Source organism: Cyclobacterium salsum, assembly GCF_010119245.1.
Classification (GTDB): Bacteria; Bacteroidota; Bacteroidia; order Cytophagales; family Cyclobacteriaceae; genus Cyclobacterium; species Cyclobacterium salsum.
Genome location: NZ_WNKG01000001.1, coordinates 346804 through 358599 on the forward strand (window position 1 = coordinate 346804; position 11796 = coordinate 358599).

The 11796-nt window shown below is 43.5% G+C and carries 13 protein-coding genes; 10 read left to right on the forward strand and 3 right to left on the reverse strand.

Annotation, left to right across the window (positions count from 1 at the left end; genetic code table 11):
- Nucleotides 1-233 precede the first annotated feature (233 nt).
- From GJS45_RS01345 to GJS45_RS01390, 10 genes are all read left to right on the forward strand, one after another.
- Complete coding sequence (locus GJS45_RS01345; protein WP_162339646.1) at nucleotides 234-908, forward strand: Tat (twin-arginine translocation) pathway signal sequence containing protein; 675 nt, start codon at nucleotides 234-236, stop codon at nucleotides 906-908.
- 35 nt (nucleotides 909-943) lie between these two features.
- On the forward strand, nucleotides 944-1360 hold the full coding sequence (locus tag GJS45_RS01350; RefSeq protein WP_162339647.1) for a DsrE family protein: 417 nt from the start codon (nucleotides 944-946) through the stop codon (nucleotides 1358-1360).
- 24 nt (nucleotides 1361-1384) lie between these two features.
- Entirely contained in the window at nucleotides 1385-2416 is a 1032-nt protein-coding gene (locus tag GJS45_RS01355) for a c-type cytochrome (protein ID WP_162339648.1), read from the forward strand.
- A gap of 42 nt (nucleotides 2417-2458) precedes the next feature.
- Nucleotides 2459-3250, forward strand: coding sequence for a sulfite exporter TauE/SafE family protein (locus tag GJS45_RS01360; protein WP_162339649.1), 792 nt, complete (start codon nucleotides 2459-2461; stop codon nucleotides 3248-3250).
- A gap of 173 nt (nucleotides 3251-3423) precedes the next feature.
- A complete protein-coding gene (locus tag GJS45_RS01365) occupies nucleotides 3424-3888 on the forward strand; it encodes a helix-turn-helix domain-containing protein (RefSeq protein ID WP_162339650.1) in 465 nt (154 codons plus the stop codon).
- Between the two features lie 85 nt (nucleotides 3889-3973).
- Nucleotides 3974-4864, forward strand: coding sequence for an AraC family transcriptional regulator (locus GJS45_RS01370; protein WP_162339651.1), 891 nt, complete (start codon nucleotides 3974-3976; stop codon nucleotides 4862-4864).
- A 94-nt stretch (nucleotides 4865-4958) separates the two neighbouring features.
- Nucleotides 4959-5312 (forward strand): cupin domain-containing protein, encoded by a 354-nt coding sequence (locus tag GJS45_RS01375; protein WP_162339652.1) that lies wholly within the window; start codon nucleotides 4959-4961, stop codon nucleotides 5310-5312.
- Between the two features lie 249 nt (nucleotides 5313-5561).
- The gene (locus GJS45_RS01380; RefSeq protein WP_162339653.1) at nucleotides 5562-6008 is read left to right on the forward strand and encodes a YybH family protein; all 447 of its coding nucleotides are present in this window, start codon (nucleotides 5562-5564) and stop codon (nucleotides 6006-6008) included.
- An 803-nt stretch (nucleotides 6009-6811) separates the two neighbouring features.
- Nucleotides 6812-7183, forward strand: coding sequence for a solute carrier family 23 protein (locus tag GJS45_RS01385; protein WP_162339654.1), 372 nt, complete (start codon nucleotides 6812-6814; stop codon nucleotides 7181-7183).
- Nucleotides 7174-7974 (forward strand): 5'-methylthioadenosine/adenosylhomocysteine nucleosidase, encoded by an 801-nt coding sequence (locus GJS45_RS01390; protein WP_162339655.1) that lies wholly within the window; start codon nucleotides 7174-7176, stop codon nucleotides 7972-7974. The genes GJS45_RS01385 and GJS45_RS01390 overlap by 10 nt, the downstream gene beginning before the upstream one ends.
- Nucleotides 7975-8202: 228 nt before the next feature.
- Here the strand turns inward: GJS45_RS01390 and GJS45_RS01395 are convergent, their stop codons facing one another.
- The 3 genes from GJS45_RS01395 to GJS45_RS01405 form a co-directional block, all read right to left on the reverse strand.
- The gene (locus GJS45_RS01395; RefSeq protein WP_162339656.1) at nucleotides 8203-9114 is read right to left on the reverse strand and encodes a pirin family protein; all 912 of its coding nucleotides are present in this window, start codon (nucleotides 9112-9114) and stop codon (nucleotides 8203-8205) included.
- An 89-nt stretch (nucleotides 9115-9203) separates the two neighbouring features.
- On the reverse strand, nucleotides 9204-10433 hold the full coding sequence (locus GJS45_RS01400) for an FG-GAP repeat domain-containing protein (protein WP_162339657.1): 1230 nt from the start codon (nucleotides 10431-10433) through the stop codon (nucleotides 9204-9206).
- A 155-nt stretch (nucleotides 10434-10588) separates the two neighbouring features.
- Nucleotides 10589-11683 (reverse strand): amidohydrolase family protein, encoded by a 1095-nt coding sequence (locus tag GJS45_RS01405; protein ID WP_235954532.1) that lies wholly within the window; start codon nucleotides 11681-11683, stop codon nucleotides 10589-10591.
- Between the last annotated feature and the right edge of the window lie 113 nt (nucleotides 11684-11796).

Sequence of the window (11796 nt, forward strand, 5' to 3'; positions counted from 1 at the left end):
CAACAATACCGAAAGCAGCTAAAAGCTGTATTCCATAGCTTTGAAACGTACAATTCATGCAGGCAACGAGCCTAATGCGTCTGATCCGCCAGGTCTTGCTCAGAAAAATCGGTTCAGGCCTTTAATTATGTTAAGAAATTGATTCTTTTCACCTGGTAAGTTTAGATCCAACAGGCTTGATTCCCAATTGCTTTATTGTACGAATCTATTTATAAACCATAACCAAATCGACCATGAAAACCCCAGTAAAAAATTCCCGAAGAAAATTTATCGGAGCCCTGGCCACCGGTGCCACAGCAGGTCTCTCCGCCTTTTCCAGTCCGCTAATGGTTGGAGATAAAATGGATACAAAAGTCCTCCATGAAGCAGATGCCTGGTTCGATGGCGTCAAGGGGGAACAACGGGTAGTATACGATGCTCCTGAACCACATGCCGGATTTCCCTTTATCTGGTCCTGGGTTTTTTACCAGACCAACAACCAGACCGGCCTATCCGATGATGAAATGACAGCCATGGTTGTCTTGCGACACAATGCCATTCCTTTTGCCTTAAATGACCAATTGTGGGAAAAATATCCCCTGGGAGAAATGTTTAACATTGTGGATAACAACACCGGTGCTCCTTCCCAACGTAATCCTTTTTTCATTCCACAAGAAGGAGATTATCCCATGCCGGGTATCGATGGAATGAAAAAACTGCATGAAAGGGGGGCCATGTTTTGTGTTTGCGACATGGCCTTAACGGTGTATAGTGGTATGGCTGCACAACAATTGGAAATGGACCCTGAAGCCGTAAAGGCAGACTGGTCCAGAGGAGTATTGCCGGAGGTTCAGATCGTTCCGTCCGGGGTATGGGCACTTTCCCGTGCACATCAAAAAAACTGCGCATACATTTATGCCGGAGGTTAAAATTGATTTTCTGAATAATCCTAATGTTCAAAAAGATGAAAAAAATCACTCTGTTTTGCCCCTTGTTTGTTCTGAGCCTTGGGCTCTGGGCACAATCCCTACCGGTAAAAGTGGTGTTTGATGTTACTAGTAAAGATGAAGCCACGCATCAGGCCACCCTTAGGCATGTAAACATGATGGCTACCAACTATCCCGACTCGGAATTTGAAGTAGTGGTCTATGCAGGCGCTTATCCCATGGTACTTAAAGCATCCTCTGCTGTGGCCCAGGAAATCCAACAGTTTGAAGGTAACGAGCGGGTGACTTTCGTGGTTTGTGAAGCCACGCTGAAAAGGCATCAAATCAACCCCTCTCAATTGTTGGCAGGCGTAAAAACGGTGCCGGATGGTATCCTGGAAATCGTCACCAAACAAGGAGAAGGTTGGGGATATATCAAAGAAGCGCATCATTAAAATAAAAGGAAAAATCAATCCAATATGGAGGAAAAAAAGCTGGACAAATGGCTTCGACAATTGACCTTGTCGGTCAACCTTTTGGTCATAGGAATTTTAGGCTCAACCCTCCTCTTGCTAGGCCATGCCTTAGGTATTTTCCCTTTGGAAAGTCAGGAAATTCCTCGTATGGACAGATCAGAAAATTCGGCATCCAAGATTTCGTCCACAGGAGTTTGGCAAGCACCACAGTTGGCCAGTCTTCCTTCCAATCAGGAAGGAGACTTGATCCGATATGGTCATGAGTTGATTGCCCATACGGCGGTGTACCTGGGACCAAAAGGTAAAGTGAGGCAAATCAGCAATGGAATGAATTGCCAGAATTGTCATCTAAAAGGCGGTACGGTGGCTTATGGGAACAACTATGGTGCCGTGGCTTCGAAATATCCGGTATTCCGCAATCGCTCAGGTACCACCGAAGGGTATGAAAAAAGGGTAAATGATTGTATAGAAAGAAGCCTGAATGGAAAACCACTCGATCCTGATAGCAGGGAAATGAAAGCAATGGTGGCTTATATGAAATGGTTGGGCAAAGATGTCACAAATGTCGCATCCGATAAGGGATTCGGCCTATTGGATCTTCCCTTACTCGAGGAACCGGCTGATCCAGTTAAAGGAAAAGCAGTCTATGAGGCCTATTGTACCAGGTGTCATGGGGAGGATGGAAAAGGAATTTTGGCAGAAAATGGCTTGGAATACACCTATCCTCCCCTATTTGGCGAAAATAGCTACAATACAGGAGCTGGTCTATACCGGCTATCGCGGTTTGCGGCATTTGTGAAAGCCAATATGCCCTACGGGGTAACCTTTGATAATCCCTTCCTGACCGATGAAGAAGCCTGGAATGTGGCGGCTTATGTCAACTCCATGCCAAGACCTGAAAAGGACCTTAGCATGGATTGGCCTGATCTTTCCAAAAAGCCATTTGATCATCCCTTCGGACCATATACAGACAGTTTTCCTGAAATTCAACATAAATACGGGCCATTTGGCCCATTACTATCGGCTAATAAGTAAGTTTTTATCAACTTTAATCTCAAATCCGGATCAAATTCAATCATGGAAATTCTGGGCTACTTTTTTTTGTTTTTTGTCGGATTGACCCTGGGGATTTTGGGCTCAGGGGGATCCATACTGGCCGTCCCTATTTTGGTTTACCTTTTTTCCATGGATGCGGTTTTGGCTTCGGCTTACTCCCTATTTATTGTTGGGATAACCAGCCTGGTGGGAACAGCACTGAATTACCATGAGCAGTTGGTAAATGTAAAAACGGGGTCCATTTTTGGCATTCCTTCCATTTTATCTATTTTTCTGATGAGAAAATGGATTGTTCCTGCTATTCCTGATAAGATACTTCAAATAGAGACCTTTAGCCTTTCAAAAAACACCTTTATTCTTGGCGTATTTGCCTTTCTAATGATAGTTGCTTCACTAAAAATGATCTACGGACGGACTTTGAAGAAGGGAAATGAAAAAAGAACATCCGTTTTTTCACTGGTATTTTTCGGCTTGTTTTCTGGATTAATCACCGGCCTGGTAGGTGTAGGCGGTGGTTTCCTGATTATCCCCATACTCGGGTTTCTTACCAAAACACCCCTTAAAACAGCGATTGGTACGACACTATTTATAGTAGCCAGTAATTCCCTTATAGGATTTTTGGGGGATGTGCTCAATTATTCCATACACTGGAACTTCCTTTTAGGGATAACCGGTCTTGCTATTTCAGGAATTTTCGTGGGCAGCCGGATAGTAAGAGGAATTTCCACAATGAGTTTACAAAGGTCATTCGGTTGGTTTACCCTAGTGGTCGGAACCTTAATAGTAATCCAAGAATTTATTATGGTTAGTTAAAGAAACCGTAAGCATTTTATCTGTCGTCAAATCCATTCCGTATGCTGAAAATTGACCTGACCGATAAGATTGAGCCGGAAAACAAAATAAAATGACTTTTAAGAAAAGCTGCCCTGCATACAATAAACTAGATTTGTGATGTAATCCTTATCAACCACTTAACATTTCGGATCATGCAGAATCTATTCCTGGAAAGCAACCGCTCCATGAGCAGGGAGCACAAAAGCAATGGCATCAACCATAAGCGATTAAGTTTTTTGGGAAAAGCGGATAGGGCCATTCTTGAACACCTGGAGGAAGAGGATTTCAGCGTAAATCGGCTGGCAAATGCTATTTGCCTGAGTCGTTCACAGGTGCATCGTAAAATAAAAGCCATCACCGGATTGTCCACCTCCATCTACATCCGAATGATACGCCTTCAAAAAGCAAAAGAATTGTTGACTGTTAATGACCTTACCATTTCAGAAATAGCCTATCGGGTAGGATTCAAATCTCCCGTCTATTTTTCGCAAATTTTTAAGAAAACCTTTGGTAAAAGTCCCACCGAAAGTCGGAATAAAATGATTTCTTCCTTGTTGGGACACTACAAGAAAGAAATGGCAACAATATCGAAAGCGTCTCCGGACCTGAATGGATAGCTTTTGGTATTGCCAATTATAATAAAATTTCGGTATAGCAAAACCTTGACTGAGCGAAAAATATTCACTAGATTATACTGATATAATGAATATTTACGATATACATAAAGCAAATCCGGATATTTTTACCCAGTTAACGTTAAAAGATCAGCTTTTTCTCTATTACAAGTGCCCGCAAACGGATAAGATAATTCAGTTATATTCCAATCATAACCAATTGGCCTTTACCATAAGTGGCAAAAGAATCATTCGGCATGGAGATAACAAATGGATAACCAACAGGAATCAGGGAATTCTATTAAAACGTTGTGCCTTTTTACAGGAAATACCTGCTGATTATTCAGATTGGGAGGTCTTGGTGCTGTACTTAAAAGACGATTACTTGAGGAATATTTTTGAAGAGTTCAGACCATACCTGAATTTAAGTAAATTACCGAAAGTGGGCGTAAAGATGATCCAGGAATTCGAAGTTAATGATCAAATTCGTAATTGTTACGAAAGTCTACTTCCCTATTTCTCTAAGCCCCAGGTATTACCTGATTCCATCTTTGAAGCAAAGTTCAAAGAATTACTTTTTAATATTCTAGTTCATCCGGCCAACAATCAGCTTCTTGCCCATGTGAATCAACTAATCAGTGAATATGTAATTTCTATTTGGGAGGTTATGGAAGTAAGCTATTGCTACGATTTAAAAATATCCGAGTTTGCAGCAATTGCCACCCGTAGTACAGCCACCTTCAGGCGGGATTTTGAAAAATATTATCGAACCACTCCCGGGAAATGGTTGACCAAACGAAGGCTTGAAAAAGCCAGGTTACTACTTCAAACTTCAGAGAAAAGGATAGGTGATATTACATTTGAATGCGGGTTCAAAAATATATCTCATTTTAGCCGCATTTTTAAAGAGAAGTTCAATTTGTCCCCCAACCAATACCGCATGCTGAACAATCAATCAAAACAATATGATCGAGCATGAAAACAAAAAGATATACTTTTTAAGAAAAACTACCCGGTGTCCATTCCACTAAATTTGTGATGTAATCATTATCAATCACTTAAAATTTAGGATCATGAAGTACTTATTAATTTTCCCGATGATGTTTTTAGGCGCTGCACTTACGGCTCAGGGCCAGAATTCTCACGAGTCAAGTGAAAAAGTCATTCTTGACAATGAAAAATTAACTGTAATTGAACATTCAAGTTTACCACAAGGCGACGTGTGTGGCGAAGGAATGCACCACCATGAACCCCACTTAACGGTAATCCTAACTGATGCAAAAGTTCAAATAACCCCCGAAAATGGGGAATCTCAGGTCGTTGAAGTAAAATCAGGAACATCCCTGTGGTTTGAATCCGAAACGCATTCCGTGATTAACAAAGGGGATAAGCTTACTAAAATGGTATTGGTTTATTTGAAGGAATGATAAAAATATTTATTGTTTTCAGCAAAGACCTCAATGGGTATGACCGCTGGGGTTTCCCTAACCCCGGCGGTCTTTTACGAGAACAATATTTGTATTTTCAACATCACTTTACCTTATATCGGGAAAGAAAAAGCCTAGTCTGGGAAAGTATTCGTATCCATTCATACTGTTCAAATTTTTTTATACCATTTTATTTGCTAAAATGAAGATATTATTCTAAAAAAAGTAGATAACTCAAATAATGAACTCATGAAAACCGTATTCTCTATTATTTTGATTTTGTTCGCATCCATCGTGTATGCCCAATCACCTGAAGAAACAGCCATCAAAAGCACACTTTCCGCCGAAACCACCGCTTATATGAACAGGGACTACGATGCCTGGGCCGCCCATTGGGATGGCAGCAGGGAGGTATCGTTCCTGGTCACCAATATGGAAATGAGAGCCAACAGCTGGGAGGAAATCAGCAAGGCCATGAAAGCCGATATGGAGGCCAACACCACTCCTATCCCGGCGACCCTGGAAACCACCGATTTTGACATATCGGTTTCAGGAAACCAGGCTTTTGTGGTCTATGTGCAAACCATGAAATTTGACGGACAGGAAAATAAAACATATGAAATACGGAATCTTCGAAAGATCAATGGGCAATGGAAACTGGCCGCTATGATTTCAAGTAGTATTGGTGGGGAATAAAAACATTTACGTAAATAGTTACCCTAGTCCTGTCCTGGAACCCTATAAACCAATAATGAAGGAAGGAGCGCCTTGCAAACGAACTCCTTTCCTTTTATATTTCATTTCCCCATTTAACCTGCGTGTTATCTGGAAGTTTTTGCCCAAATAAACGTAAATGAGCCATCATCAGACAAAGTAAAAGTGTTGCCTTTTTCATAGTTTAAAGATTTAGTAAATAGATTTAATAAAGAATTGAATTATAATAAATGATTAAAAACATACGAATAACCCCTGGCGGATATTGGTTTTCTGCCATTTTCTGAAAAGGGAATGGATCCTTTTGACGGATTGGTAATTAGTTTCATAGCTGTCCTGCTAAAAGTTTAAAAAACATTTTAAAAAATAGTTTGAAAAAATGAAACCCAGCTAACGAAACCAATTACTCCACCTTCAACCGGATAAATGCCAGTTCATCCTCCCTATTCTCAAAAATCCAAATTTCCCCATCAATAACGAAATGCTTTTTTGCGGGTTATCTCCAATTCAGGCACCAAGGCCTGCAACCCTAGCAGCCAAACCTATTAATCCAAGCATAGGAGGATTATTTGTTTAGCCAATTCAACGAATTATTCTGCCATCCCCTGGTTTACTATTGCGATTTGTTACGATCGCAAAAATGATCTAACAGGAAAAAGGAGTCATATAAGTGACGCTCTCCTAGCAAAACCCATTTTCAATCATAGAATCTTTGCCTTATATAAGGTATTTCAATTTGATTTTTAGGGGTCGATGGGTATCTTGTCGGTGTTTTATTCCTATCCATGACCACCAACACCCCAAACCTGCGTACCGAAGTCTTAGCCGGCCTGAGTACCTTTCTGGCCGCATTTTACATTATCATTGTCAATCCTGCCATCCTTTCGGATGCGGGCATGCCTTTTGGAGCCGTGGTGACGGCCACGGTGCTGGTTGCTGGCTTTGGCAGTCTGATGATGGGGCTCTATGCCAAAAACCCCATTGTGGTCGCCCCGGGAATGGGTATTAATGCCTTTTTTACCTATAGCCTGTCTACGGGCATTTCTTTTGGGTTTATCAGTTGGACCGTATTGAAGCTTCTAAGTGGAAATCGGAAAGAGATCAATCCAATTTTAGCTATCATCACTGTTTTTTCCCTCTTCTTTCTATGGATATAAAAAAGCTACTGACCGCAATTCTATTCCTGCTTCTTTGTTTGCCAGCCTATTCCCAGCGAATGGCCATTATGGGCGCGATGGATCAAGAGATTTCCATCCTGGTGGAAGCATTGGATAAGCCGAAGGTAACCGCTATTGGGGGTATCGATTTTTATACAGGCCAACTAAAGGGAAAAAAGGTGGTAATCTTAAAAGCCGGGATCGGTAAAGTAAATGCCGCCTATAGCACGGCTGTTCTCACGCAAAATTTTAAGCTGGAAGGGTTGATTTTTACCGGTGTGGCCGGAGGCCTGCATCCGGAGGCATTGCCTGGGGACATTGTCATCGGAACCGCAATGGTTCAAGTAGACTTTGGCCTGTTGGATTCGGAGGGGTTTACTCCGTGGAATTTTAGGGACCTCTCCGGTGAGCCATACAGTGAACTGTTACTAAATGCTGACTCCTCACTGATACAGCTCAGCCTGCAGGCTTCGAAATTGGCTGAATACCAACTGATCTCTAATCGAAAGCCTCGGATCTTTCAGGGAATCATCAGCACCTCCGACCTATTTGTTAGCGATCCGGTAAAGGCAGATTGGCTGTACTCGGAATTCAATAGCCTGGCTACTGAAATGGAAGGGGCTGCCGTGGCACACGTCTGCCGATTACTTGGGCTTCCTTTTGTGGTAATAAGAAGCTGCAGTGATAATGCAAATACCGATGCGCACATCAACTTCAACGAGTTTGTGGGTCCAGCCGCAGCGAACTCGGCCAACCTGGTGCTTCGCATGGTGGAATTGATGGCGCAATAGCATGATCCATCAAGGGTTTTTCTAGCTGCCAAAAAGGAACTGTTTTATACCAATGCGTCTTTCTTCAAGGAGCAAACATAGCTACCCTATCGGTTGGTTTGGCGAAGGAGGGGATACCATTTTGGGCCATTTCTCGCTATACCCAACAGAATTTTCCGGTGCATTAATCAAATATGTCAAGCCTTTTGAACGATATATTTAAGTAATTCGTCCGGATTCGCAGTGGACTTAAGAAAGTGCCTCCGGAGGTGGATCCTTCCGTTTGAATTTCTCTTCCGGTAGCGGTATAAACGTATCCTGATCATCCGGAGGCAAAACGATTCTCCCCTGCTTCCAGTCTTCTTTGGCCTGCTCGATGCGTTCTTTTCGGCTGCTCACAAAATTCCACCAGATAAAGCGCTCCCCCACCGGTTCCCCGCCCAGCAACATGATGGTACAATCGGTTACTGCTTTCACGCTTGCCTGTTCATTTTTCCCGAACACCAGCAACTGCCCCATTTCATACACCTGACTGCCCCATTCCAGGCTGCCCTTAGCGATATACAAGCCACGTTCTTCGTATCCCTCGGGCACGTTTAACCTGTGTCCCCGCTGAAGTTCCACATGCAAATAAAACAAAGGAGAATGGGTGGGTACATTACTTTTCAGACCGTAGGCCTCCCCTGCTATCTGCCGCATCCATAGCCCTTTTTCCTCGAATACAGGCAGGCGATCTTTTTGGTAATTGAAAAAGGTTGGATCGGCCTCCTCGTCTTTTTCGGGCAAGGCCACCCAGGTTTGAATCATTTCGAGTTGCCCACCAGCCAATATCGCCGGATCCTCAAAGCGCTCACTATGAGCGATCCCCTTTCCGGCAGTCATCCAGTTGACTTCCCCGGGTTCGATGACCTGCTTTACGCCCAGGCTGTCCCGATGGGTGACGTTTCCTTTAAACAAATAGCTGACAGTGGATAAGCCAATGTGCGGATGCGGCAGCACGTCCATGGACGGGCCCTTTTCGGTACTGAGCCGGACCGGGCCTGCATGGTCCATAAAGATAAAGGGCCCCACCATGCGGCGCATGCGAAAGGGCAGAATCCGGTTGACCATCAGTCCGGGACCTATGGCAGCTTTTCGGGCATTAATGACGATTTCGGGCATGATATGTTTGAAACTATAATTTAACGATTAATTGTGGTGCAAACTTATCCATAACTTAAAAACGTAAGCAAGGGGCATTGGAATCATATTTATTTTCTCGTAAGATTTTCCAACCAGGAAACATGTTCTACCCCCCCATTGGCATTTTCGGGCCAGCGTTTCCAGATTTTAGATACGATGTCCAGATCACCATCACCATCCATATCCCCAAACAAAGCATCGTGTCCTCCCAACTTCCCGTCAAATATCACTCGCTCCTCAAATTTACCCCCTTTTCCATCCATATTTTCCCAAATATACCACCGTGGGCCGGCGCCCTCAGGAAAAATAGTAGGGTCTTCCTGTTCCACAGTGAAAATATCCTGATCACCATCTCCATCAAAATCCGCCACGGCAAGGGAATGAAAAGAACCCCTTGTACCAGGTGCTTCCATGGGCAGATAGTGCACTTTAAAAGTAGGAGAATCATTACCATCATTTTCAAGCCAGGCGATCCGGCAGCCTTTCTGATCGCTATCCACTACCACAATATCGTTATCACCATCCTTATCCATATCAACAATCCAACTTCTTGATGACAAGCCCCAGGGTCCTCTTTTACCAAAAGGAAGCTCATGTTTTATCCATTCTCTTCCCTGATTTCTATTTTCCAGCCACCTGTCGGGTAGTACCAAATCCAGATCCCCGTCATTGTCGAGGTCATCGATGCCTGCTGGCCAAATGCCCGAATGGATGGCATCGTTTTCTTTCAGCACATCCATGGTAATGGTATGTCTTTCCCAATCAATATCCTGCACTGGCTGAGGGGGGATTTTGTACCAAAAACACCCTTCCTTATCTCCCGATACGACTATTTCGTCCTGTCCATCGCCGTCAACATCCGCCAGAACTATATCATGCATTTCATTTTCTATTCGCTGATCGTATTTAAACCTCTTAAAAGGAGCATTTTTGGGATTCTTCGGATTTTGATACCAATCCCCTCCAATGATAATATCCGGCCATCCATCGTTATCTACATCCGTTACCGCAGATCCTAATTGTACGGTATTGATTTTACCTACCGCATGCCTGACCCATTCCTCCGAACCTTTGTTCTCAAACCAATAAATACTGTCCAACTTGACCGCGGTTACAAAATCCAGATCTCCGTCATTATCCAGGTCTTCCAATATAGAAATGCCATACCCCCACCGTTCGTTTCCAGGTAATTCAGTGGAAATGAAATGGTGTTTAAAAGCGTCTTCACTAATCGGTTCCTTTTTTCCTGTTAAGGTAACTATCAGTAAGAGCAAAAAAATAAGGGCATGGTATAACATGGTAAAAACATCTTTTGGGTTTCAATCAATTTATATTTTTAATATACATAAAAAACAGGAAGCGGATGATAAAAAGCCGAAAATAAGCGCCTAGATAAGCGAAATGCGTCTGGAATAAGGAAAAAAACTGGGCGGAATTCCCGGAGCAATTATCTCTAATTTCCCATCCCAAACCACTTCATTGCATTGTGATAAAACACCTTGTCTACCACCTCTTTGGGCAAGTGTAGGCCCCGAAACGGTTCGTTGATCAGGTCGCTTTCCATCTCGTTATCGCTCACAAAAAATTCCCAATCCCGCTTCCAGGCGGCATCCATGGCCGCATGCAAGGCCTCCTCCGTACGGCTACCGTTATCTGACAGGTCGGTGGCGTACAATAAGCGGTCCTGGTAACGAATAAAGAATTCCCGCACTTTTTCCCTGTTTGCTGCCGTTTGGTAGAAGACCTGCCCCATCCGCGCCGCTAAATCCACCGCCATGTTGGGAAAGCGGTCGAGCGTCTTTGCCAGCTCGTCTACATCGTATTCCAAACTACCCATATGGGCACCGACAAATTTCAGGTCAGGATGTTTTGCCAACAGGTTGTCCCTGCGTTCGATCAGCTCCTCATGGCTGGGCATTTCGGGCTGCAGGTACATGTGGTATTCGGGATGATTTCCATAATAGTTACGGTCGTTGTTGGTAGTCATTTCCTCTAATGGAAGCCAGCAATTTTTGGGCTCTGCCAGGTGCCCCATCAGCGTCTTACCCTGTTGGCGAATGTGATCAAAAATGGGATCAAAACGGGCATCGTCAATCTGAATCAGGTTTCCGGCCGTATCCCGCGAAACCATGCCTATATTTTTCCATACCTTCACTCCCAATGCTCCCTGTTCAAAGCAACTGTCTAACCAGTGGATCACCTTTTCCTCCCAATCCGGACTGTCCCAATCGGATACCGCAAAAGCGGTCACATTGGCTACTGTTTCCGGATGGGCATTTTCCTGTTGCCGGCCGTAGGAAAATTTCCGGTACACATCATTCCAGCCCTCCGTATATTCCAAGGCTACATTGATCAGTCGAAACCCATCCGATGTAGCTTTTTCTACGAAGAGCTCGCGATCGGTTTCCATATGTACATGCACATCCATTTTCGGAACGGAAGGATAATCATCCACCGAATAATGATCGGAACCGGTCCCGCAGGCCATTCCTAGAAGCATAAAAAATACAAGGACCACATATCCGGTCAGGGGCAAGTCTATTTTCATAAGTAAATTGGTTTCCATTTCAAATTAGTACATTATAAACAAGGATGATAGGGAAACCAGAAAAATTTATTTTTGCGGTAAGCAGTTTATTATAAAAATGCGCTACTTTGGTA

Coding starts and splice junctions, on each gene's coding strand:
- GJS45_RS01345 (WP_162339646.1), top strand. CDS start 234: ATGAAAACCCCAGTAAAAAATTCCCGAAGAAAATTTATCGGAGCCCTG.
- GJS45_RS01350 (WP_162339647.1), top strand. CDS start 944: ATGAAAAAAATCACTCTGTTTTGCCCCTTGTTTGTTCTGAGCCTTGGG.
- GJS45_RS01355 (WP_162339648.1), top strand. CDS start 1,385: ATGGAGGAAAAAAAGCTGGACAAATGGCTTCGACAATTGACCTTGTCG.
- GJS45_RS01360 (WP_162339649.1), top strand. CDS start 2,459: ATGGAAATTCTGGGCTACTTTTTTTTGTTTTTTGTCGGATTGACCCTG.
- GJS45_RS01365 (WP_162339650.1), top strand. CDS start 3,424: ATGCAGAATCTATTCCTGGAAAGCAACCGCTCCATGAGCAGGGAGCAC.
- GJS45_RS01370 (WP_162339651.1), top strand. CDS start 3,974: ATGAATATTTACGATATACATAAAGCAAATCCGGATATTTTTACCCAG.
- GJS45_RS01375 (WP_162339652.1), top strand. CDS start 4,959: ATGAAGTACTTATTAATTTTCCCGATGATGTTTTTAGGCGCTGCACTT.
- GJS45_RS01380 (WP_162339653.1), top strand. CDS start 5,562: ATGAAAACCGTATTCTCTATTATTTTGATTTTGTTCGCATCCATCGTG.
- GJS45_RS01385 (WP_162339654.1), top strand. CDS start 6,812: ATGACCACCAACACCCCAAACCTGCGTACCGAAGTCTTAGCCGGCCTG.
- GJS45_RS01390 (WP_162339655.1), top strand. CDS start 7,174: ATGGATATAAAAAAGCTACTGACCGCAATTCTATTCCTGCTTCTTTGT.
- GJS45_RS01395 (WP_162339656.1), bottom strand. CDS start 9,114: ATGCCCGAAATCGTCATTAATGCCCGAAAAGCTGCCATAGGTCCCGGA.
- GJS45_RS01400 (WP_162339657.1), bottom strand. CDS start 10,433: ATGTTATACCATGCCCTTATTTTTTTGCTCTTACTGATAGTTACCTTA.
- GJS45_RS01405 (WP_235954532.1), bottom strand. CDS start 11,683: ATGAAAATAGACTTGCCCCTGACCGGATATGTGGTCCTTGTATTTTTT.